At 42.8% G+C, this 22,906-nt stretch carries 15 protein-coding genes; 6 read left to right on the top strand and 9 right to left on the bottom strand.

What is annotated here, in order from left to right:
* Window positions 1–16 precede the first annotated feature (16 nt).
* Complete coding sequence (locus R8P61_26605; GenBank protein MDW3650675.1) at window positions 17–1,060, bottom strand: metal-dependent hydrolase; 1,044 nt, start codon at window positions 1,058–1,060, stop codon at window positions 17–19.
* Window positions 1,061–1,243: 183 nt separating this feature from the next.
* Here R8P61_26605 and R8P61_26600 point away from each other — a divergent pair, with 183 nt between their 5' ends.
* Window positions 1,244–6,208 carry a PKD domain-containing protein gene (locus R8P61_26600; GenBank protein ID MDW3650674.1) on the top strand — a complete coding sequence of 1,655 codons (4,965 nt, stop codon included), beginning with the start codon at window positions 1,244–1,246 and terminating at the stop codon, window positions 6,206–6,208.
* On the opposite strand, the gene R8P61_26595 is transcribed toward R8P61_26600, so the two are convergent.
* The 3 genes from R8P61_26595 to R8P61_26585 all read right to left on the bottom strand — a co-directional run bounded on the left by R8P61_26595 (window position 6,201) and on the right by R8P61_26585 (window position 8,007).
* A complete protein-coding gene (locus R8P61_26595) occupies window positions 6,201–6,950 on the bottom strand; it encodes an ATP-binding protein (protein ID MDW3650673.1) in 750 nt (249 codons plus the stop codon). The two genes, R8P61_26600 and R8P61_26595, sit on opposite strands and share 8 nt — an antisense overlap.
* A 123-nt stretch (window positions 6,951–7,073) precedes the next feature.
* The gene (locus R8P61_26590; protein MDW3650672.1) at window positions 7,074–7,472 is read right to left on the bottom strand and encodes a hypothetical protein; all 399 of its coding nucleotides are present in this window, start codon (window positions 7,470–7,472) and stop codon (window positions 7,074–7,076) included.
* Between the two features lie 127 nt (window positions 7,473–7,599).
* On the bottom strand, window positions 7,600–8,007 hold the full coding sequence (locus R8P61_26585; protein MDW3650671.1) for a helix-turn-helix transcriptional regulator: 408 nt from the start codon (window positions 8,005–8,007) through the stop codon (window positions 7,600–7,602).
* 544 nt (window positions 8,008–8,551) lie between these two features.
* On the opposite strand from R8P61_26585, the gene R8P61_26580 reads away from it, so the two are divergent.
* On the top strand, window positions 8,552–11,185 hold the full coding sequence (locus R8P61_26580) for an AAA family ATPase (protein ID MDW3650670.1): 2,634 nt from the start codon (window positions 8,552–8,554) through the stop codon (window positions 11,183–11,185).
* On the opposite strand, the gene R8P61_26575 is transcribed toward R8P61_26580, so the two are convergent.
* Window positions 11,182–11,589 (bottom strand): thioesterase family protein, encoded by a 408-nt coding sequence (locus tag R8P61_26575; protein ID MDW3650669.1) that lies wholly within the window; start codon window positions 11,587–11,589, stop codon window positions 11,182–11,184. The genes R8P61_26580 and R8P61_26575 overlap by 4 nt on opposite strands.
* Before the next feature lie 209 nt (window positions 11,590–11,798).
* Here R8P61_26575 and R8P61_26570 point away from each other — a divergent pair, with 209 nt between their 5' ends.
* The 4 genes from R8P61_26570 (at window position 11,799) to R8P61_26555 (ending at window position 17,439) form a co-directional block, all read left to right on the top strand.
* Entirely contained in the window at window positions 11,799–14,540 is a 2,742-nt protein-coding gene (locus tag R8P61_26570; GenBank protein ID MDW3650668.1) for a 2-oxoglutarate dehydrogenase E1 component, read from the top strand.
* A gap of 104 nt (window positions 14,541–14,644) precedes the next feature.
* On the top strand, window positions 14,645–16,555 hold the full coding sequence (gene dxs, locus R8P61_26565) for a 1-deoxy-D-xylulose-5-phosphate synthase (GenBank protein ID MDW3650667.1): 1,911 nt from the start codon (window positions 14,645–14,647) through the stop codon (window positions 16,553–16,555).
* Window positions 16,552–17,007 (top strand): MaoC family dehydratase, encoded by a 456-nt coding sequence (locus R8P61_26560; protein MDW3650666.1) that lies wholly within the window; start codon window positions 16,552–16,554, stop codon window positions 17,005–17,007. The genes dxs and R8P61_26560 overlap by 4 nt, the downstream gene beginning before the upstream one ends.
* Before the next feature lie 3 nt (window positions 17,008–17,010).
* Complete coding sequence (locus tag R8P61_26555) at window positions 17,011–17,439, top strand: thioesterase family protein (GenBank protein ID MDW3650665.1); 429 nt, start codon at window positions 17,011–17,013, stop codon at window positions 17,437–17,439.
* Here R8P61_26555 and R8P61_26550 read toward each other — a convergent pair.
* The 4 genes from R8P61_26550 to R8P61_26535 form a co-directional block, all read right to left on the bottom strand.
* On the bottom strand, window positions 17,436–19,670 hold the full coding sequence (locus R8P61_26550; GenBank protein ID MDW3650664.1) for a hypothetical protein: 2,235 nt from the start codon (window positions 19,668–19,670) through the stop codon (window positions 17,436–17,438). The genes R8P61_26555 and R8P61_26550 overlap by 4 nt on opposite strands.
* Before the next feature lie 81 nt (window positions 19,671–19,751).
* Window positions 19,752–20,210 carry a hypothetical protein gene (locus R8P61_26545; GenBank protein ID MDW3650663.1) on the bottom strand — a complete coding sequence of 153 codons (459 nt, stop codon included), beginning with the start codon at window positions 20,208–20,210 and terminating at the stop codon, window positions 19,752–19,754.
* Between the two features lie 6 nt (window positions 20,211–20,216).
* Window positions 20,217–20,960, bottom strand: a complete 744-nt coding sequence (locus tag R8P61_26540) for a LytTR family DNA-binding domain-containing protein (GenBank protein ID MDW3650662.1) — start codon at window positions 20,958–20,960, stop codon at window positions 20,217–20,219.
* Window positions 20,961–20,973: 13 nt separating this feature from the next.
* Complete coding sequence (locus R8P61_26535) at window positions 20,974–22,851, bottom strand: histidine kinase (GenBank protein ID MDW3650661.1); 1,878 nt, start codon at window positions 22,849–22,851, stop codon at window positions 20,974–20,976.
* Window positions 22,852–22,906 lie beyond the last annotated feature (55 nt).

Raw genomic sequence — 22,906 nt, 5'->3', positions numbered from 1 at the left:
GGGATGACATGGACTATTACTCCCAAATCCTTCGCCAAACATCTCCCAAATAGTCTCCCATCAATTCAGATTGAGATTTACCCGAAACATTTCTGGTAGATTCCAGCTGCTCAATCTCCACAAACTCATCCTCTTTTTCCAGAAGCCTATAGCTAAAGGTATATACCGCTTCCTTATCTTCTTCCCATCCATCCATCATTCCAAATCTCAAATCATTCCAGACAAGACTACTATCTTCTTCCGTTATGGCAAATTGACCTTTCGACGTCCAAAGTAATCGATCGATGACATAATTGCTGCTGTCAGACTTTATCAGATGACTATTCTTGGGAATTTTTCGAAATTCTATAGCAGTTGGATCGCCTAAAATGGAGTAGGTTCCTGTATAAATATTTCGTCCATAACTATCCTCTTTCACCGCATACCAAAGCAGGCTATTGAAAGGAGTGGGATAAGTGGAAAAACCGTAGCCCCCAACCCCTTGCTGATGCAGGGCATTAGAAAAAACCTCATGGACGACCAACTTATTGGTCAGGGTGAGAATGAGGTAAAAACTGCTGATTCCTATACCAATCCAGTTCCAGAGGTATCTCCATCGAGCTGTTCGGGGAAGTCGGAGAGCCAGAATGAGACAGATAAGAAAGGGGAGGGTGTAAAGGGGATCGATTACAAATATATTATTGAAAGCGACCCGATAATCAGAAAAAGGATAAAAGAGTTGGGTACCCCAGGTCGTAAATGAGTCCAGAAGTGGATGGGTAAAGAAGGCCCAGAAGGCCAGCCAGGTCCAGGATTTCTGATCACCCCATTTCCCTCGATAATATCGATTCAACAACCAACCTATTACTGGAGCTGCCAGAACGGAAAATAAAATAGAATGTGAGGCTGCACGGTGATTAACTAAAGCTGCCAGTTCTCCGGTGAAAGCACCCCCGATTACATCAAGGTCGGGAATTGTCCCACAAATAGCTCCCCAAAGAGCTGCGCGATTGCCGACTTCTTTGCCTAAAACAGCTTCTCCAACGGCTGCCCCAAGTACGATCTGTGTTAGTGAATCCATTGAGATGCTAAATATATATAATGATATTGTTTAATTGTTGAATTACTATTTTGTTCAAATTAAATATTGTCAGGCTACGATTTCCCGATTAGCTTCGTAATAAGAAATAGTGGCTCGCATCAACCGTAGAAATCATTAAGGCAAATAGGTGAATCTGGTATTCACAACACAACCCTTGCGACCATGTTAAAACATACACACATCTATCTACTCTGCGTTTTCCTCTTGGGAACTTTTTTCCCTTTGCAGGCTCAAGTCGATTTTACTGCCAGTGTCAGTCAGGGATGTAGTCCCCAGGTGATTGTTTTTACGCCCAATGCCCCAGGCGCTACTTCCTATGAATGGGATTTGGGAAATGGAACCAACTCTAATGCGGTCAGTCCGGGAGTTACCTATATAAATCCGGGATTCTATACGGTTCGTATGCGAGCGATTTATCCGGGAGGGGGAACAAGGGAAATCACTAAAAGTAACTACATAGAGATTTTTGACAATCCCATTGCAGATTTTACCGCCAGTCCTATACAGATTTGTGAAGGAGAATCCGTTCAGTTTACCGACCAAACTCAGCCGGGCAGCAATCCCATTACTTCCTGGCTCTGGGATTTTGGAGATGGCGATACAGGAAGTGTACAAAACGTAAATCATATCTATACCAGCCCCGGGACCTTTAGTGTAAGCCTAATTGCCACAGATGTAAGAGGCTGTGAAGGAACGGAACAAAAGCAAGCCCTTATCATAGTGAATCCCAGGCCTGATGCCTCCTTTATCGCAGATAATGCTTTAGGCTGTGCAGCCCCTTTCCCTGTCAATTTTTTTAGCACAGGATCAGGTTCTGCTTTTACCCATTCCTGGGATTTGGGGAATGGACAGACCTCCAATCAGGTCAATCCTTCCACCACCTACAATGGAAATGGAAGCTTTGATGTTACCCACATTGTCAGCAGTCCTTTGGGATGTTCAGATACTGTTGTGAAGGCCGGTCTGATCAATGTAGGAAATGTACAGGTGAATATTCAGGTGAGTGATTCTGTAGCCTGTGTGGGACAAGCAGTAGATTTCTTTTGTGGAGGAGGCTTTGGCAGTGTAGTAAATTGGGACTTTGGAGTTCCGGGAGGAAGTAGCACGGATTGTAATGCCGTTTTTACCTACCGGACACCGGGCCTTTATACCGTAAACGTAACAATATTAGATCCCAGTGGATGTAGTTTTCAATCCAGTCAGCAAATCAGAGTGAGTACACCACCTACTCCTGATTTCTCAGTTTCGGATACCTTACTTTGTGAAGCTCCTCATATTACCAGCTTTACCAATAGCAGTTCTTCGGCCCTTTCCTATTTATGGGAATTTGGAGATGGAACCACTTCTACCGATCCTAATCCCACACACACCTATCCGACTTTGCCTATCAGTTCTCCAACGGGCCAGCCGTATTTGTATGATGTGAAATTGACAGCCTATAATGCGGATGGCTGCCCGGCTACCATCATTCGACCCAATAGGATAGTTACCGGACAAACCCAGGCAGCCTTCGCTGCTATTCCTCCGGAGGGCTGTGCACCTCTGTCTGTAAGCTTCCTGGAAGTTAGCCCAACTCCCTCAAGGGTCAATAGTTGGTTCTGGGATTTTGGAGATGGGACAACTTCGACAGATTCTATGCCTTCTCATGTGTATCCGGATACAGGTGTTTATACTATTACCCTCATCATTGATACGGAGCATGGATGTAGAGATACCCTGCGTAGAAGTAGAGGCGTGCAGGTAGGAGAAAAACCTATCGCTGATTTTGTAGCAAACAACTTTCAGCTTTGTGCCAGTGAATCCGTTGAATTCACGAATTTATCCATAGGTGCAGATAGTGCATTTTGGATTTTTGGAGATGGACAGAATTCGAGGATATATGAACCGACTCATGTTTTTCGGGATACCGGTCTGATGGATGTAACCTTGATCGCCTTTCATAATGGTTGTCCGGATACTTTGACAAGACCTCAATACATTGATATACTTTCTCCAGTTGCTGCCTTCCGTACTTCACCAAGCGGCTGCAGTATTCCTTATGTGCCCTTAATTGCAAATGAGTCTATAGATGCTCATCGATATTTATGGGATATGGGTGATGGAACTACCTATACCGATACGGTACCCGTTCATACCTACACCCAGGAAGGAAGTTATCAGATAAAACTCTATGCCTTCAATGATAGTACAGGCTGTGTGGATTCGGTTTCCCTTCCTCTCAATATTGAAACCATAGATCCCCAATTGAGATTCACTTCTCAAGGAGGCTGCAATCCCGTCATTCTTCAATTGGAAGATTCTACTTCAAATTCCATTGGACGGATATGGTATTTTGGAGATGGTGATTCCTCTTTCCTGAGAAACCCTATACATGTGTATACCGATCCGGGAGTATATAATCTGACTCTGATCACCTTTAATAGCGCAGGCTGTAATGAGCAGCTGAGCATTCCGGTTCCTGTTTCGGAACCGGTAGTCGATTTTCAGGTTTTGCCGGATGTACGGGGATGTGCACCCTATACAGTCCAGTTTGACAATCTTACAACTTCCGTCTCAAACGTAACAAATTGGCAATGGACCTTTGGGCCTGCGGGGGCTACTTCTACGGATGAGAATCCCATTTTTACCTATACAAATCCCGGGACTTATACCGTGAGTTTGATTGCCAGCGACACCCTCGGTTGTACCGATACCTTAACTCGAAGAAACTATATCTCTGTCTTTCAGGCCATAGCGAATTTCAATGCGGACGAACCCATCAACTGTGTCAACAATCCCATTACCTTTTTCAATACTTCTATTGGAAATGGCTTGAGTTATTTGTGGGACTTTGGAGATGGTACTACTTCGACCGTAACGAACCCCATTCATAGCTATACAGCTAATGGAGTCTATGATGTAAGTCTTACGGTTACGGACTTTAATGGCTGCGATAGTACGCTTTTTTTGCCCGGATACATCATAATAGCTGATCCTCTGATCTCTATTACGGCAGATACAACTGCTGCTGCCTGTCCTCCCCTATTGGTAAACTTTACCGCAAATGCCCTTTCTCCCCATAGCTTTACGGCCTGGAATTGGGACTTTGGCGATGGGGCCAGTTCTACCGGAATCAATCCTTCTCATTTGTATCTGGAAAGTGGAGACTTTGATGTGAGTCTGATGGGTACGACAACAGCGGGCTGTGTGGCGAATGTTGTAGAACCAGATTTTATCCAAATCGGAGGCCCTCAGGTAGATTTCTCCTTTACACCTGGAACGGCCTGTCCGGGTGAGCCCATTTCCTTTACTACCCAAAATGTGGTGAATGTGTCTCGCTTCATCTGGGACTTTCAAAATGGGACGCTCGATAGTGGTGCAAATGTCATCTACGCCTATCCGGATTCAGGCATTTACTATCCGATTTTGATCGCGGAAGATAATGCCGGATGCCAGGTCCTGATTCAGTCGCCAGACAGCATTTTAATTTATCCCAAACCTACAGCCGATTTCCTGATAAGTGCAGGTCAATTATGTGGAGGGGATACCCTGACCTTTACGGATCAAAGTACTTCTGATAATCAAATCGTCCTATGGGAATGGGATTTTGGCTTTACCACTTCCAATCTTCAAAACCCTACGGTCATTTTCTCAAATCCCGGCTCTTATGATATCCAATTGATCGTGACCAATCAGTCAGGATGTCGAGATACGATGATTCAGCCAGCAGGAGTGATAGTCGAACCGAATATTGATCCCACAGCTCCTGAAATTCGCTTCGTAAGTGTTTTGAGTGATTCTGAAATTGAGATCGAATACGATCCTTTTCCCAATACTTTTGATGACTTCCAGAGCTATATTTTGTATCGGGAAGATGCCGGGGGAAATTATATTCCCATCCAAACCATCAACAACCTTCAGACGACTCGATTTGTAGATCGGAGCCTGAATACCCGAAATACCAGCTATTGCTACAAACTTCAGGTAGCGAATGAATGCGGCAAAGTGTCTGACTTGACTACAGCCAATGAACATTGCAGCATCCTGCTTGAAACCCAAGGGGCTCTGGGACAGGTCAATCTGAATTGGTCTGACTATGTGGGCTGGCGGGAAGTGGAAAGGTACAGGCTATATAAAGTTCAGAATTATGGCCTGAGCAATATCCAGCTGATAGCTGAATTGCCGGGAACAGTTACAACTTATGAGGATACGGATGTCTTTTGTGAAGAAGAAGAGACCTATCGAGTGGAAGCATTCAAAGCCAATGATATCCTCATTTCCTGGAGCAATATCCAATCGGAAATGCCTTTGCATGAGGCCCCTACTCTCCCTATGGATCTTTGTTTGGCTACTGTCTTCGAAGACACTTTCGTCCAAATCCAGTGGAGCCCTCTTCCAGATATCCCCTATGCCCGTGAATTGATCATCGAAAAAGATGCAGGAAATGGATATACAGCGGTTTATCGACAGCCAGCTACCGATCCTGTTTTGAGCTGGACAGATGAAAGCGTAAAAGTTCATGATCAATCCTATCGCTATAGAGCCTATGTTACCGATAGTTGTGGGGAGCAAACACCTATAGGAAGGATCGCCCGGAGCATCTATTTGGAAGCCAATCGCCAGGTAGGAAATGTGTTTTTCAATTGGAATCCTTATGAAGACTGGCTGGGGGGAATTCGAAATTACCGATTGGAAGTTTTCAATGAAGCTACACAAAGCTTTGAGCCAGTCAGTGATATTGGTGCTTCTTTTACTGAATTCATTGATCGGGAAACCGACCTTCCTCAAAGAGAATATTGTTATCGTTTATTGGCAGATGAAAGTGGAGGAAAAGAACTCACAAGTATATCCAATATTGTTTGTGTTCCCATTGGCCCCCAGATTTTTTACCCCAATGCCTTTAGCCCAAACGGAGATCAACACAATGAAAGATTTACCATTACCAGCCTCTTTGTAGAGGAGGCAAGGATCATGATTTTCAATCGTTGGGGAGAAAAACTATTTGAGAGTACAGATCTAAATATTGGCTGGGATGGCCTCTATAAAGGAAAGCCTGTTCAGGAAGGAGTATATGTTTTTCGGGTGGAAGGAATCGGCTATGACGGAACCTTATTTAGCCAGGCGGGTACTGTCACCCTGATCAGGTAAATAGAACTTGAAAACGGGTATTGCCTTCAGGAGTTTCTGTATGGCAAATTTTGGCTCCCAGCATATTGGCGGCTCTTTGGGCCATAGAAAGTCCGATCCCGATACTTTGGGCATTTCTGGGAAAGCCATCATCTGCTTGTTGAAACAATTTGATCAATCGCTCCAGCTTTTGAGAGCCGAGCCCAATGCCATTATCTTCAATAATGATGCTTTTGCTCGTCCCATCCCCTTCTCCCCATATTCGAACTTTGGGAGCCTCTTTCTGAGAACAAAAATGCAAAGCATTATCCAGTAGTTCTGAGAAAAGTGTCTTCAGCAGTTCTTTATCACTTTCCAGTTCGGGAAGATTCTGAAGCTCTGTTTCAATATTTGCTTTAGTCTGATCTAGCTGGATTTTCTCGATGATATTCTGTACCAAAGCTTCGGTGGAAACGGTACTGATTTTTATTTCATGCTGAGACAGGCGAGAAAACTTCAGAATGGCATTGATTCGCTTTTCCAATATCTCTCCGGAATTTTGAACAAATTCAGCATATTTCAGTACCTCGGCATCATCATAATCCTGAATCTTCCTTCCCAGTAGCTTGCTAAAAGCCATAATATGACGAAGCGGTTGCTCAAGATCATGAGAAACAGCATAGGCCAGCATATTCAACTCTTTTTCCAAAGACTCATTGGTTCGTTTGAGTTGCTCCAATTCCGATTGAAGATTATTTTCTTTGGGGGCTTGAAAAGAATTCATGGGATTCTGAAGAGCATGTTCGAAGCTTGAGGGAAAATTCTTAGACATTAGCGTATATACAGACAGTATTCTGGTATTGCAAGGTCTGTTATTTTTTCATGAAAAGATGGTCAATCTGAGGATTTAAGTTACATCTTTCCCATTTTCTTTCATCTCTTCCTGGTCCGGATCATAGGGAACGAAAACAAAAAATGCTTCTCCTCCTTTGATCACAAAGATGCAGGCTTTCTCTGAAGGATCCCCAAATGTCCGGGTGAAGTTGGCTGCTTTATCCGGGGTGATCAATCTCTTTTGCGTGAAATCCTCCAGGATGGAAGCATTGAAAAACCAGTTTAGTTGTACACTATCCCGGTCAAAGACTGGCTTTCCTATATCTACATACTCCTGAGAAGCGATAAATAAAGGATATTCAGATATGCCTTCCTCGACCACCTTTTCGGAAATGGTTTTTAAGGCTTTGCCAACTAGTGCCACATCATTTCGGATAGATTCCAGGATCAGTTCCTTTTCCTCGTCTGTCATTTTGATAAAAATTCTCTCAAATTGATGCAAAATTAGGGATTTCCCGAGGATTTTCCAGTATATGCAAAAGGCCTGTCTCAAAGACAGGCCCTGGCAAATGATATTTTGTTAAGCACTTTCGTTCTAATCAGCCAAATGCGGCCTGATATTCGGAGGGGCTTTTGCCCGTCCATTTCTTAAAGGTTCTGGAGAAAACGCTTATTTCAGAGAATCCGAGCATGTGGGCAATCTCTCCTTTGCTAACCTTTCTTTCACGCAGGTATGCAATAGCGAAGTTTTTGCGTACAGCATTCAGTAGTTTCTGATAGCTGGTGCCTTCTTCTTTCAACTTCATCTGCAAGCTGCGAACGCTCATAGACAAGTGATCAGCTACGACCTCAATCCCAGGCGCATCATTTTTCAACTGATTTACTAATAGACGATTAACCTTGGTAGTGTAGGTATCGTTCTCGGTCTGTGAAACGAGGAAATTCTGGGCGTGTCTGTCAAATATCTGGAGCAATCGTGGGTTATCAGGAGAAAATTGGATTTTCATACGTTACATTAATTAACCAACCAAACATGAAATATTTAATTTCACTCTCCATTATTCTGTAAAGAATGAGAATAAGAATGAGAATGAGTATCAACAAGGCACACTTGCGTCCAAGTGTAGTCTATAGACTTTAAAATAAATTTTGAAAAAAACCCCAAAAACAAAAGGCGAATCTAGATCATGTGTTGATTTTGTTCTGACCCTTTATTTTGAAACAATTATATAACAAATATTTCGCAAAGGAAACAATATGTAAGATTTGGGCCGTTTTTTTAGATTTTTTGCGAGCGGTCAAAAATTAAAATATTACCCTTTATAAATGGGTAATTTGTTACGAATTTGTAATTGTGGGTGGCTAAAATGGCCTGATTGGGGGGGAGAATATGGCCAGAAGGGAAAGATTACTACTTTTTAGGAACAAATTTCGTTCCAGTTAATGCAAAAATTTATTTTGTTTAGGCTTGATTTGATTCCCAATTGTGGAAATCAAATAAAAATTCGATTTTTGTTCGACTCGATTTAGATTAAAAATTCTCTACGAAACATGTCAAATACAAAACCATCAGATTTTGTGAAGCATAAGTTCAAAGCATTGAAGACCTATGCTTCTACTGAATGGCTTGCTGAGAGTAAAAAGAAATATAGACAGGTATTTGATAAAAATGAGATAACCTATATATATGCAGAGCTTTCTTTCTTCAATAAATTGTTTGATGAAGAAGACTGGGATGCCCAGATTCAGCTAAAAGCATTTTCCCAACCTTCAGATAGAAGAAAGAAAGGAACCGAGATGTGTTCCATCGATATTCCCAAAGCTGTCTCCAAAGACCTCAATATTGTTTACATCCGTGAAGGCTGGGGCATGGAAAAGAAAGGCATGTTCTGGAAAGAGGGTACCTACTATTGGGAAGCCTATATTGACGGGACCAAAGTTGGGACGCAGCAATTCTATATATATAATGCAGGAACGGTAAGTGCTCACAACAATCCGTATCTGGAGATCGAGCATGTAAAACTCTACGAAGGTTCCAATCAGGATAGCAAAAAAAGAAATCCACTTTACTTAAAGGAATTTAGCAGCGATGAATCTCGTTTCGTCTGGATCGAATTCAAAGCCAAAAATAAATTCAAGACCAATTGGATGGCGGAGCTGGTCTTCAATTTTTATAATGATGCACGCCAATTGAAAGGAAGGACAGTTGAGCTGTATCCTGTTAAGGAGAAACAGGATGAGCTAGTCATTACTTCCGGTTGGGGCTCAGATCATAAAGGCACCTGGTTCCCGGATAACTATACAGTGGAGATTGTCTTCATGGACAATCTCATCGGAATCGTTCCTTTTAAAGTAGATAAGACCAGCATAGAAGGAGATAATCAGCTCTTGCTTCCTGATGAAACCGGTCAGGCAGTGCTTGGTATGCCCTCCCTCTCCGAATTGGATGAGATGACTCTGGAAGAAGTCCTGAAAGAGCTGGACGAGTTGATTGGTTTGGAAACGGTCAAAACCCGCATTCGGGAATACGCCCAATACCTGAACTTCCTTCAACTTCGGAAAGAAAAAGGCTTTGATGATAATCAGGGAGTAAATCTTCATGTGGTATTTACCGGAAATCCGGGTACAGGAAAAACGACGGTTGCGCGAATGTTGGGACGGATCTATAAGAAATTGGGACTTCTGACCAAAGGACATGTACATGAAGTCGATCGTGCAGACATCATTGGAGAATACATAGGACAAACCGCGCCTAAGGTAAAAGATGCAATCGAAAAAGCTCGTGGGGGTATTTTATTTATTGATGAGGCCTATGCATTGGCAAGAGGAGGAGATGATACCAAAGACTATGGTCGGGAAGTGATTGAACTGTTGATAAAAGAAATGACCAGTGGGAAAGATGACCTGGCCATCGTAGTTGCGGGTTATCCCAAAGAGATGGATACCTTCCTTCATTCCAATCCCGGTCTCAAATCTCGTTTCAATATGAGATTTGAATTTGATGACTATACACCACAGGAATTGGAAGAGATTGCTTTGCTTTCCTCCAGAAAGAGCCTGGTTTCTCTTTCTCCGGAAGCTCTGGAAGTATTGAATAAAAAACTTACAGATGCTTATCGAGGGAGAGATAGCAGTTTTGGGAATGCCCGCTATGCAATATCTCTGATCACAGAAGCCAAAATGAACCTCGGTTTGAGGATCATGGCCCAAAAAGATAAAGATGATTTGACCAAAGAGGATCTTTCAGTAATTCAAATGGAGGATGTGGAAGCGATCTTTGAGACCAAATCCCAAAAGATGGCTCGGATTCCGGTGGATGAAACCCTACTTGCCGAGGCCCTGGATGAGTTGAATCGTTTGATCGGCCTGGAAAATGTGAAGACAGAGGTACAGGATTTGGTGAAGTTGGTGCGCTTCTATAAAGAGGTCGGCAAGGATGTCTTAAATCGATTCTCTCTTCATACAGTATTTACAGGCAACCCGGGAACAGGAAAAACGACTGTTGCTCGTATTCTGGGGAAAATTTATAAAGCTCTCGGAATTTTGGAAAGAGGGAGCTTGGTAGAATGTGATCGTCAGCATTTGGTGGCAGGGCATGTAGGACAAACCGCTATCAAAACAGCTGGGGTAATTGAGAAAGCACGTGGAGGAGTTTTATTTATAGATGAGGCTTATGCATTAAGCCAGGGAGCGGGAGATCATTTTGGAAAGGAAGCCATAGAAGCTGTCTTGAAACGGATGGAAGATATGAGGGGTGAACTGGTAGTGATTGCCGTAGGCTATCCCGACAATATGAAGAAATTCCTGGATGCGAATCCCGGTCTTCGTTCTCGTTTTGATCGCAAATTTGAATTTCAGGACTATTCGCCAGATCAACTTCTCGAAATCGCAAAGCTGAGCTTTAAACAAGAGGAAATCGAAGCCAGTAAAGAAGCTATGGATCATCTGGAAAAATATTTCCAGCACCTTCATAGCCAGAAAAATAAATTCTTTGGAAATGCTCGTGCAGTGAGAAAAGTGGTTGAAGAATCTATCAAGAATCAACACCTGCGACTTGCTCAAATGGACTCGAAAAAGCGAACGGAAGCTATGTTAAAAGAGCTTAGTCTGGAAGATGTCGAAGAATTTACTCCGGGCGTAGACAAATTGCTGGAAGGTGGTGGTCAAAGCCGGGTTGGCTTTTAACCAGCATCTCTGAGAAACATATCTTTCATTCTACCGGAAATTGGAACTGCATGTCCTTTTTCCAGGTCCTTCACCACAAAAGTAACTTCCCCATCAAGGATGATCTTCTTTTTGTTGCGCATGACGACCTTATGCTCAAGCGTTATGCTTTTTTCTCCAAAACGCTTTATGCAGGTTTCGATATCTAAAATTTCTCCCAATCGGGCTGCGCCACTATAATTGAGGTTTACATTCACCAAAACGAAAGCCAGCCCCAGATCCATAAACATACCAGATTCAAAGAATCCCTGGAAATGATTCCAACGAGCTTCTTCCAAAAACTCTAAAAATTTGGAATTGCTGACCTGACCATATAGGTCAAGGGTCCAGCTTCTGACAGTTATTTCAGTATAAGATTTTCTCATGCTAAGAAAGATTTCCTCGTGATTTAGCTACATGGAGACACAATTAAATAGTTTTTTCCAATAAACTAAAGATTTCTGATACTCTATCGTTTTTTAATTGTCTAAACAAAAAGCTTTCGCACAGTTTTAGCATATATAGAAATAGATAATTCCGTACCTTAGCAGGATTATTTCCGTCAACCTATTAGCAAAGGAAAAAAGAAGAAGTAATGTCGGACAATTTGTCATTTTTAAGCAACAGCAACCCAGAATTTGTAGAAAACCTCTACAAAGATTATCAGGCAGATCCAGCTTCCGTTGACCCTTCCTGGAAAAGATTTTTTGATGGTTTTGAATTTGCTCAGCAAAACTATTCCAATGGAAGTTCGAATGGACAGGAGACGAGTGATGTGTTAGGAAGTAAAGAACTCGCGGTATTGAATCTCATCAATGCCTACAGAACCAGAGGACACTTATTTACCAAAACCAATCCAGTTAGAGATAGAAGAAAATACTCCCCTACCCTGGAGTTGAAAAACTTTGGTCTTGATGAGGGGGATTTGAACGATATGTTTCAAGCGGGGAAAGACGTTGGATTTTCTGGCCCGACAAAATTGAAAGATATTATTACTCTGCTTGAGCAAACCTATTGCCAATCCATAGGAGCCGAATATCGATACATTCGTCATCCGGAAAGAATCGAATGGATGCAGGAGAGAATGGAGGGAAGTAGAAATACCCCTAATTTCTCAATGGATAAGAAGAAGCATTTGCTGGGAATGCTGAATAAGGCAGTTTTCTTTGAAAAATTCCTGGGAACCAAATTTGTGGGACAGAAGCGCTTTTCTCTTGAAGGAGCGGAGGCTTTGATTCCAGCTTTGGATTCCATTATAGAGAAAGGTGCGGAGTTGGGAATAAAAGAGTTCATCATCGGTATGGCTCATAGAGGAAGATTGAATGTGCTGACCAACATCCTTCGCAAAGAATATGATGAAGTCTTTTCTGAATTTGAAGGCAAAGAATATGAAGACAGCCTCTTTCAGGGAGATGTAAAGTATCACATGGGCTTTTCTGCAGACATCAAAACTTCTGTTGGAAATGAGGTGCATTTGAGCCTTATGCCCAATCCTTCTCACCTGGAAACGGTAAATCCAGTGGTTGAAGGAGTTTCCCGTGCAAAGATTGATCACAAATATGGAGGAGATCATGAGAAGCTGGCACCGATTCTCATACATGGGGATGCTGCAGTCGCGGCTCAGGGGATTGTCTATGAGGTGATTCAAATGTCTCGCCTCGAAGGTTACCAGACAGGAGGAACCATCCACATGGTGATCAACAACCAAATCGGATTCACGACCAATTATACAGACGCGAGATCCAGTACCTATTGTACGGATATTGCCAAAATCACAGGCTCTCCGGTTTTCCATGTAAATGGAGATGATGTGGAGGCCCTGGTATTTGCGATTGAATTAGCAATGGAATTTCGTCAGACTTTCCATAGAGATGTATTTATAGATTTGCTGTGTTACCGTCGTCATGGTCATAATGAAGCCGATGAACCCAGTTTCACCCAACCACTCCTATATAAAACCATTAAAAAGCATCCGGATCCTCGTCAGATCTATGTGAATAAACTGGTAGAAGCGGGTGCTCTTGAAGGAGAAATGGCTAAACAGCTGGAGCGGGAGTTTAAGAAAATGCTACAGGAAGAACTGGAGGAATCTCGTGCGACAGAAAAACTGGAGCATGCACCTTTCCTCAAAGGAACCTGGGACGGCATACGCAGACCGAAAAAAGAAGACTTTGAAAAACTTTCTCCAGATACAGGTTTGACTAAAAAACTGGTATCGGAACTTATAGAGAAGCTACATGATATCCCTGCGGACTTCAAAGCCCACAAAAAGATTGTAAAACTCTTTGGGGATCGCCTGCGGATGTTGAAAGAAGATAGATTGGATTGGGCTTTGGGCGAATTGCTGGCTTATGCCTCTTTATTGCTGGAAGGGCATCCGATCCGCTTGAGTGGACAGGATTGTAGAAGAGGAACCTTTTCTCACAGGCATGCAGTGATTGTGAGTGAAGATGCGGAGCAGGATTATATTCCCCTCAACAATTTGAAAGAAGGGCAATCAGAGTTTATCGCATACAATTCCCTCCTCTCCGAATATGGAGTTTTGGGATTTGAATATGGATATTCGATCACCAACCCTAATAATATGGTGATTTGGGAAGCACAATTTGGTGATTTTGCCAATGGAGCCCAGATCATCATGGATCAATACATCTCAAGTGCCGAAACCAAATGGCAAAGAATGAGTGGGCTGATCCAGTTATTGCCACATGGATTTGAAGGACAAGGGCCTGAGCACTCTTCAGCCAGAATTGAGCGCTACCTTGAGCTCTGTGCGAGGAAAAATATGCAGATTGTCAACTGTACCACTCCTGCAAACTTCTTCCATGTAATGCGTAGGCAGCTGAAACGCGATTTCAGGCTTCCACTGGTTGTATTTACGCCGAAAAAACTGCTACGATATCCGCTTTGTGTTAGTAAAGTTGAAGACTTTGCCAAAGGAACTCGTTTCCAGGAAGTAATTGATGATACTTATGCAGATCCAAAAAAGGTAAAACGCGTATTATTCTGTAGTGGAAAGATCTACTATGATTTGCTCAATAGACAACAGGAAGAAAAGCGTAAAGATGTTGCTATCGTTAGGATAGAACAGCTTTATCCCCTACCTGTAGTTCAGTTGAGAGAAATCATCAAGAAATATAATGGTGTTGAATATGTCTGGGTGCAAGAAGAACCCAGGAATATGGGCCCCTGGAACTTTATTCTGAGAGTAATGACAGATGTGAAAATTCATTATATCGGAAGAAAGCCAAGTCCAAGTCCTGCGACGGGATTTTATAAACAACATGCTATACAGGAAAAAGCGATAATAGACGCATCTTTTGCCAAATCACTCTAGGCAAAGGCAAGCTGAGAGAACATAGTCGAATATCCATATATGTATAACAATTCATATGGAGTCTAGGTTATGCTCTCATAAGAAAACTCAAATAACACGAACACATGAGTGCAATTGAAGCTGGTAAGCTCCTACAGAAAGTTAATATCCCTGAGGACCTGAGAAAACTGAAGCCGGAAGAGCTTTATGATTTCTGTAAGGATTTGAGAGACTACATCATTTCTACTGTTTCTGTAAATGGTGGACACTTTGGTGCAAGTCTCGGAGTAGTAGAAATAACTGCTGCCATTCATTACGTTTTCAATACTCCTTATGATCAGGTGGTTTGGGATGTAGGACACCAGGCTTATGGCCATAAACTGATTACGGGTCGTAGAGATCGCTTTCATACAAACAGAAAGTTTGGCGGTATCTCCGGTTTCCCTAAAAGATCGGAATCTGAATACGATACTTTTGGGGTAGGACACTCTTCTACTTCTGTATCCGCTGCAGTCGGAATGGCGGTTGCCAAGGCCTATAAAGGAGAGCAGGATAAAAAAGTGATAGCTGTGATTGGGGATGGTGCGATGACAGGAGGGATTGCTTTTGAGGGATTAAACCACGGAGGATGGGAAGATGCTGATTTACTGGTGATCCTTAATGACAATTGCATGTCCATTGACCCCAATGTAGGTGCACTCAAAGAATACCTCACAGATATTACCACTTCTCATACCTATAACAAGATTCGTGATGAGCTGTGGAAGCTGTTGGGCAAATTGGAAAAGTTTGGACCTAAAGCCAGAGGTGCTGCCCGTAAGCTGGAACAAATGCTGACAGCAGCAACCAAGCCAGGTATGCTATTCGAAGCATTGGGTTTCCGTTATTTCGGTCCTATCGATGGACATGACATCAATCATCTGGTTCGTGTGATGAGTGATCTCAAAGATATCCCCGGTCCGAAATTACTTCACTGTGTTACCGTAAAAGGAAAAGGATTTGACCTCGCAGAGAAAGACCAAACCAAATGGCATGCGCCGGGTCTGTTCGATAAAGGCACAGGTGAAATTGTAAAAAAGACCTTCGACGCTCCACAGCCTCCCAAGTACCAGGATGTATTTGGACATACCATTATTGAATTGGCGAAAGAGGATGAGCGCATCATGGGAGTAACTCCTGCGATGCCGAGTGGTTGTAGTTTGAAATATATGCTTAAAGAAATGCCGGATCGTTCTTTCGATGTCGGCATTGCTGAGCAACATGCAGTTACTTTCTCTGCCGGTCTTGCGACTCAGGGCATGAAAGTATTCTGTAATATCTACTCGACCTTCATGCAAAGAGCCTATGATCAGGTTGTTCATGATGTTGCCCTCCAAAAATTGCCCGTTGTCTTCTGCCTCGATCGAGGAGGATTGGCAGGTGCGGATGGCGCTACACATCATGGGGTATTTGATTTGGCTTACTTCCGTTGTATCCCGAATATGGTGATCTCGGCTCCGATGAATGAGTCAGAGCTAAGAAACCTCATGTACACTTCTACCAAATGGGAAGAAGGTCCATTCTCTATCCGCTATCCTCGTGGACAAGGCGTTATGCCTGAGTGGAGAACTCCTTTGGAACTCCTGGAAGTAGGAAAAGGTCGCCAGCTGACAGAAGGAGAAGATATCGCTATCCTTACCATCGGTCATCCCGGCAACTTTGCTCAAGCTGCCCTTGCTGAATTGAATAAAGAAGGCATTTATCCGGCTCACTATGATATGCGTTTTGTAAAACCCATAGATGAAGAAATGCTTCATGAGGTATTTACGAAATACAGCAAAGTGATCACCGTAGAAGATGGTGCCATCAAAGGAGGCTTTGGTTCTGCAGTGGTAGAATTCATGGCCGATCAGGGATATTCTGCCCAAATCAAGCGTTTGGGAGTGCCTGATAAATTCATCGACCATGGTACGCAGCAGGAGTTATGGAATCTTTGTAAATTTGATGCAGCTGCTATCATTGAAGCAGCCAAATCATTTGAAAAGATCTCCATATGACCTTCAAGCAGCTATCCGATTTATCTTCAGCAATAGGAAAAGAAATAGGCCCTTCTAAATGGGTTACCGTTACCCAGGAAATGATCAACAGTTTTGCTGTTGCTACCCTGGATGATCAGTGGATTCATACAGACATTGAAAAAGCAAAGGCTCATTCTCCATTTGGAGGTCCTATTGCTCATGGTTTCCTTTCGCTTTCTCTGATCTCTCATTTTGTAGGGGAATTGATTCACGTAGAATCTGCAAAAATGGGAGTAAACTATGGACTCAATAAAGTTCGCTTTACTTCCCATGTGCCTTCCGGTGCAAAATTGAGAATGAAGGCAAGCCTCGTTCAGGTGGATCCCTATGGAGAAAATGGAGTGAAGATGGTTATAGATGGAATAACCGAAATGGAGGGCTCTGAAAAACCCGTTTGCATCGCCCAATTTGTGGCACTGACCTTCGAATAAGGGATGAATCCCAAAATAGCGGAATTACTTTCCCCCTACCCTGTCATCAGCCATGTTCCTGTCCAATGGGCGGACATGGATCAAAACCAGCATGTCAATAATGTAATTTACCTCAAATATATTGAGGTTTCTCGTCTCGACTTTTTCCAAAAGATTGACTTCTTTGATTTCAGTGGAAAGGTGGCCGGTCCTATTTTGGCTGAAACCGAATGTAAATACATCTACCCCATGAGCTATCCGGATACCGCCTGGATGGGCTCTCGAATAAAAGAAATGACGAATACGGATTTTATCCTGGAGACCTTATTAGTGAGTGAAAAGCATTTGCGGGTTTCCGCCAAAAATGAATCTCGCATCGTAGTTTACGATTACGCCCAAAAGAAAAAAGTTCCGATGTCAGCGGAAATGCTTGAGAAAATACAGAAGCTCTAAAAAGTTTGTAAACTGATTTTTCGCACCTCCGTCGCTCCATTCACCACAATTTGCAGAAGGTAATTGCCGGCTGGAATATTGCCCAGCTCTAGAAACTTTTTATAGTCACCTGCTCCCGGGTCAAGATTTTCCCACTGCCCTACTCTTCTGCCCATATAATCCAGGAGGTAAACATCTACCTCTGTGTCTACTGCAAAATTTCTTTCGATCCAAAGCCCATAGCTAACAGGAAGCGGGTAGATTTGCCAGGTTTCCAGGTCTAAAGGATCTACACAGCTATATTCGCCAAAATTGAAATTCATAGGAGGAGCAGCGACGGGCTCCTGAATCACCTCAATGAGTTGATCGGGATTGTAGACATAAAGTTCGCGGAAAGCGGCGGTCCAAACATTTCCGTAGGCATCCAATTGCAATTTGCTCAGTACGGGAAATTCAGTTTGAGAAGGTTTGGGTACATAGGTACAATTTCCCTGTTCATCACGGATGGTAATTCCATAGCGATGCGCGACATAATAGTTGCCACTATTTTCGACGATATTCCAGGCAAAACTTTGCTCATATTGGCAATCCCCCAAATCAAACGGGACAATATTCGGCCAGTTTGCATCATCAGTAAATCCTATACCACCGGGAAAGAGTCCCCTTTCCCCACCGCTAAACCAAATCTTTCCCTCCGAATCAGAAATATCATAAATGGCTCCCAGGCTGATATTGGCAGGACCCGTCCATTGAGTTCCGCCGTAGCGATACACCTGATTGTCTCCATATACAATCCAGAGATTATCATCGCTGGATACATATAGATTCCGAATCAAATTATCCCTTTCTAAGGGAATCGGAAAAGAATTGATCGTATCCAGCGAAATGATGAGGCTTTCTTCCTGAATTTCCTCCAATTGAGCAAAAATGATCATAGAGCGAGAAGTACTGAAATAAAAACTGCTATCATTGGAAAAGCTAATCTTTCTAATCGTAGTTGGAGGAATGTTTTGGAGCTCTCCATTTACTTCAACTTTAGCTTCCTTAATTTTGCCCTGATCAAATATCTGTAAATAAGGAGTCCCTTGCATTCCCATCCATATTCTACCTTGCTGATCTCGTGTACTTGCAGAAATGCTTTTTTCAAGGTCCCATCTTTGCCAGCTTCCTTTGTCGTAATGCATGATGTGTTTATGCATTATTACCCACATGCTGCCATCTGGATCAGGAAAAAGATCTATGATGGTATTAATATCAGGAAGCCCATTGCGAGCAATGCTGTGGTAAGTAGCCGTTTGGTTTTCGATTTCATACAATCCCAAGGGATAAAAATCAGGACCTCCCCAGGGCCGAACAGCAGTAGAAGCTATCCACATTTTATTTCTGAATCGGTCGTGATGGATTACTGTGGGATAATGGGCGGAATCCAAACCCGCAATACTTACACTTCTTCGCCCTTCGGGGGCTATCTCATAAATATTTCCAGAAAAAGAACCGACCCAGAGATTTTCGCGACAGCTGTTTTCCAGGCTTTGCATCACTTCATCTGAACTGATTGCTGAAAAGAGAACAGCTTCCCATTCATTTCCATTCAAACGCATCAGACTAGAGGCACTAGCATCTTCATAGGGATAGCTGGCTACCAATAGTCTGCCATTTTTATCAATACTTATGTCATTAAGCTGGTTCTCGCGGAAAGGAATCTCTTTCTGCATCAGGCCATCCTTCAATTTCCATAGATTCCCTTCAAGACTCATCCACAGCACTCCATCATGGGCAAACAATTTGTCTACCCTACCATCAAGCCTTTCATTTTCATACAACTCGAGCTGATCATTTTCTATGAGTATGAGCTGATCAATCATGCCTGCCCATATCCTACCATTCCAGTCTAGCGTCATGGAATATATGGTGGAACTACCGTATTTCTCCGGGACTGCCAGATTTCTCCATTGATTGTTTTCCCAAACACTCAAGCCAGCATCAGTTGCGGCCCATAATTTCCCCTCTGTGTCGAAAAGAATGTCGTGAATCTCATCACCTGCCAATCCATTTTCCGAATCGAAATAGGTTTTGTCATACAGCTCAGCATCCATACGGATGAGTCCTGCATTGGTAGCGATCCAAAGGTAATCCTGATCAGAAATGATTTCATTTATTTCGGTCATGGGGAGGAAACGCTCCCATTCACCGTTTTGCCCAATGAGGAGGATGGGCAAACATAAAGTAAAGAGTAGTAAGCGAGTTTTCATGTGCCTAGATATACCAAATAGAAGATACCGATTAAATACAGGAAGGCACAATCTCTCTTACAAAAGACGATAACTGACTAGCTATATCAACTCGGACTCATCCTGAGAAGCATGTAATTGTTGAATCAATTGTTCACGTCTGGGCCAACGAAATAGAGAAAATCCGATGATCCCTAACATGATGAGGAAGGTGTACATATTGCCACTGATGATGAAGGCGACTCCCGCTACTGTTGCGCTTAGCTGGAGTAATAGGTATCGGATGATTAATGCAATGCGAAGATTTCTCGATCGAAACTCCCAGCTGGAATGGGGATCCAGTCTTCTACTCAACCAGGAAAAAGAAAAGTCACTGCTCAGTATACCCATCAATCCAAAAGCTGCTGATATCCAGATCCAGATGCCAAATGGAGGATCCCCCAGCGCACCATTTTGAAGATTGAGAAAATAGGTAACGAGGGCGAAAATAAGCATACCGCTCAGGCAGGCCAGGTAAAATACCAAGCTCTGCGGATAGAATTTCCGGCTGTCAAACATCATGGCAAATCAAAAGTGTTTGAGGAGATCTTTTTTCCTCGAAGGGGCGACATCTACCATGTCGCCATTCTTCATAGAGACTTGTCCTCCTTTTCCTTTTTTATACCCTACAATATACTCCATGTTTACCAGATGTGATTTATGAATTCTGATAAAACCCAACTCGGAGAGCAATTCATCATAAAATTTCAGGGTACGACAGATCATTTTTTTGCTTCCGTCTTTCAGGAGAAAGTCGGTGAAGTTTCCATTGGCCTGGCATCGGATGATTTCGTGAACTTCTACTACTTCAAAACCATCCAAAATGGGGAGGACGACTTTTTTGTTTTGGCGATTGAGGGTACGGAGGTTATCGATCAGAATACGGGTGTGAAGCTGATGCTCACCGGATTCGATATTTTGTTTGACCTTATCTACTGCTGCGATCAATTCCTCTATATCTATGGGTTTCAGCAAATAATAGGAAGCGGAATAATTCAATGCTTTAATGGCATAGTGGCTATAGGCTGTCACAAAAATGGTCTGGAAATTGATTTCTCCAATCGCCTCCAGCAAATCAAAAGCATTTCCATAAGGCATCTCAACGTCCAGAAAGACGAGATCGGGCTTATGTTCGCGTATTGCGATCACTCCGCTTTTTACGCTATCAGCCATTTCTACTACCTCAACATCTGCGCAGTATTTTTCCAGATAACTATGCAAGGTTTCGCGACTGGCGCGTTCGTCTTCTACTATGATTGCTGTTAGTGCCAATGCCTTATATACTTTATATCGGTAATTTTATTTCTACCCGGGTACCTACATCCTCAGCTGACGGATCGAGATTGCCGATGGAGACCTTCACTTCTTTTTTGTAGAGTTCATTGATGATTTTCAGGCGCTCCTCCGTATTCTTGAGTCCGGTAGATTTTTGGGCTTTCTGGTGTTTGGTCTTCAATTCTTGTGAACGCTCACGACCGATACCATTGTCTTCAATTTCGATCAGGAGATGTGCTGATTCCTGACTCAATTTCAGTTTCAGAAATCCTTTTTCTTCTTTATATCTCAATCCATGCCAAACCGCATTTTCTACATACGGCTGAATCAGCATGGGAGGAATATCAATCTGATCTTTATTCACCGACTCATCTACCAAAAACTCATATTCAAATTTGTCCATAAAGCGGAAGTGCTCCAGGCTCAGATATCTTTCCAGTACTTCAATCTCTGTAGAGAGGGGCACGAAATCCTGCTGTGAATTTTCCAGTACAGTTCTCATCAGTCGGGAGAAAGAAGACAAATATTTGTTGGCTGATCTTTCGTCTTGTTTGGCGATGAAGCTATTGATGGAGTTGAGAGAGTTGAAAATGAAATGAGGATTCATCTGACTCCTTAAAGATTTCAACATCAATAGCTGATTGGCTTTTCTTCTTGCTCTATAGCTCCGCAAAATGAAGAAGCCAGAAATCAGGACCAGAATCAACCCAGCCACGAGGGCATACATAATCGTGTTTTGACGAGCAATTTTCTCATTCTGCAATTCCTGCATGGATCGAAATTTCTCTTCATTCAATTCCTGATCCTTTCTGAGCATGGCAATTTTGAGATCTTTTTGCGCCAATTGTTTTTCGAGAGAAAAACTGTCTGCGATTGCTTCGAGTTCTTTGGCTTGAATCTGATCCGAAAGTTCCATGGCTCCTCGGTAGTTTACAATCGCCTCGTCAATGTTGCCCGCTTTCTCATAAGCTCCTGCCAGCGCTTCATAAGCTTCTTGCTGAGACCTCAGCTCCCCCAGTTCAGCAGCCAGATTGATGCTATTCTTAAAATAAGGAATTGCCTCAGCAATCTGATTTTGCTCTACATAGATATCTCCAATCCGTTTACTTACTTTTCCCTCTCTTGAACTATATCCAAAACTGCGATTGCTACTCAGGGCTCTTTGCTGTACCTGCAACTCATTGTCGAGGTCTTGTTGGTTTCTATATAATCCACTCAGGTAGTCAAGAGAATTTGAAGCCGTGAGGGAATCTCCCAAATTTGTTGCGAGGGAATCCGCATTTTCGAAGTACTCAATGGCTTTATCAGAATTCCCGATTTGTTGATTTACCCGACCCAGGTGAAGATAAGATTGGACGATGCCGCTACTATCTCTGCTACTCTCTTGTAGGACCAGGGTTTTATGAAAGCCCTCGAGTGCTTGCTCGAAATTTTGATTGTTAAACTGAATTCTTGAAATGCGATTGGAGGCTTCAATCATATCTTCAATGCGATTTTCCTTCTCCGCTTCAGTCTGGAAGAGTGAATAAGTCTTCAAAGCCTTTTCTGAATCTCCCATTCCATCCTGAGACATGCCCAGGTATTTCAGGGAGTTATAGCGGCCTTGTTGATCTCCTATTTTATCAAAAATACCAACTGCTTTCTCGTAATTCTGCGTAGCAATTTCATAACGACTCAACTCATAATTGATAGCCCCCAATGTATTGTAGGCATAAGCTTCTGCCCGAGGACTATTCATCTTATAACTCATTGTCAGAGCTTCCTCAACTTTACCCAGGGCGGCTTGAGGATCATTTTTTGCCAGTTTATTGGCTTCGTTGATCTTGCGAAAAATCAAGTCATCCATTCTAGTTGTCTCCAGCTTCCTTTTCGAGGCAGGAATTTTCATATCCTTTTTAGACTCCTTTTGTGCGGGAAGCACAAGCGGCAGCAATAAGCAAAGG

The organism is Bacteroidia bacterium, from assembly GCA_033391075.1.
Classification (GTDB): domain Bacteria; phylum Bacteroidota; class Bacteroidia; order J057; family J057; genus JAWPMV01.
The sequence above is the reverse complement of the archived record's forward strand: the minus strand, read 5'-3'. Positions and strand labels throughout refer to the sequence as shown.

Bases quoted from the DNA above. Each gene is read 5' to 3' on its own strand.
- R8P61_26605 (MDW3650675.1), bottom strand. From the start codon at position 1,060: ATGGATTCACTAACACAGATCGTACTTGGGGCAGCCGTTGGAGAAGCT.
- R8P61_26600 (MDW3650674.1), top strand. From the start codon at position 1,244: ATGTTAAAACATACACACATCTATCTACTCTGCGTTTTCCTCTTGGGA.
- R8P61_26595 (MDW3650673.1), bottom strand. From the start codon at position 6,950: ATGAATTCTTTTCAAGCCCCCAAAGAAAATAATCTTCAATCGGAATTG.
- R8P61_26590 (MDW3650672.1), bottom strand. From the start codon at position 7,472: ATGACAGACGAGGAAAAGGAACTGATCCTGGAATCTATCCGAAATGAT.
- R8P61_26585 (MDW3650671.1), bottom strand. From the start codon at position 8,007: ATGAAAATCCAATTTTCTCCTGATAACCCACGATTGCTCCAGATATTT.
- R8P61_26580 (MDW3650670.1), top strand. From the start codon at position 8,552: ATGTCAAATACAAAACCATCAGATTTTGTGAAGCATAAGTTCAAAGCA.
- R8P61_26575 (MDW3650669.1), bottom strand. From the start codon at position 11,589: ATGAGAAAATCTTATACTGAAATAACTGTCAGAAGCTGGACCCTTGAC.
- R8P61_26570 (MDW3650668.1), top strand. From the start codon at position 11,799: ATGTCGGACAATTTGTCATTTTTAAGCAACAGCAACCCAGAATTTGTA.
- dxs (MDW3650667.1), top strand. From the start codon at position 14,645: ATGAGTGCAATTGAAGCTGGTAAGCTCCTACAGAAAGTTAATATCCCT.
- R8P61_26560 (MDW3650666.1), top strand. From the start codon at position 16,552: ATGACCTTCAAGCAGCTATCCGATTTATCTTCAGCAATAGGAAAAGAA.
- R8P61_26555 (MDW3650665.1), top strand. From the start codon at position 17,011: ATGAATCCCAAAATAGCGGAATTACTTTCCCCCTACCCTGTCATCAGC.
- R8P61_26550 (MDW3650664.1), bottom strand. From the start codon at position 19,670: ATGAAAACTCGCTTACTACTCTTTACTTTATGTTTGCCCATCCTCCTC.
- R8P61_26545 (MDW3650663.1), bottom strand. From the start codon at position 20,210: ATGATGTTTGACAGCCGGAAATTCTATCCGCAGAGCTTGGTATTTTAC.
- R8P61_26535 (MDW3650661.1), bottom strand. From the start codon at position 22,851: ATGAAAATTCCTGCCTCGAAAAGGAAGCTGGAGACAACTAGAATGGAT.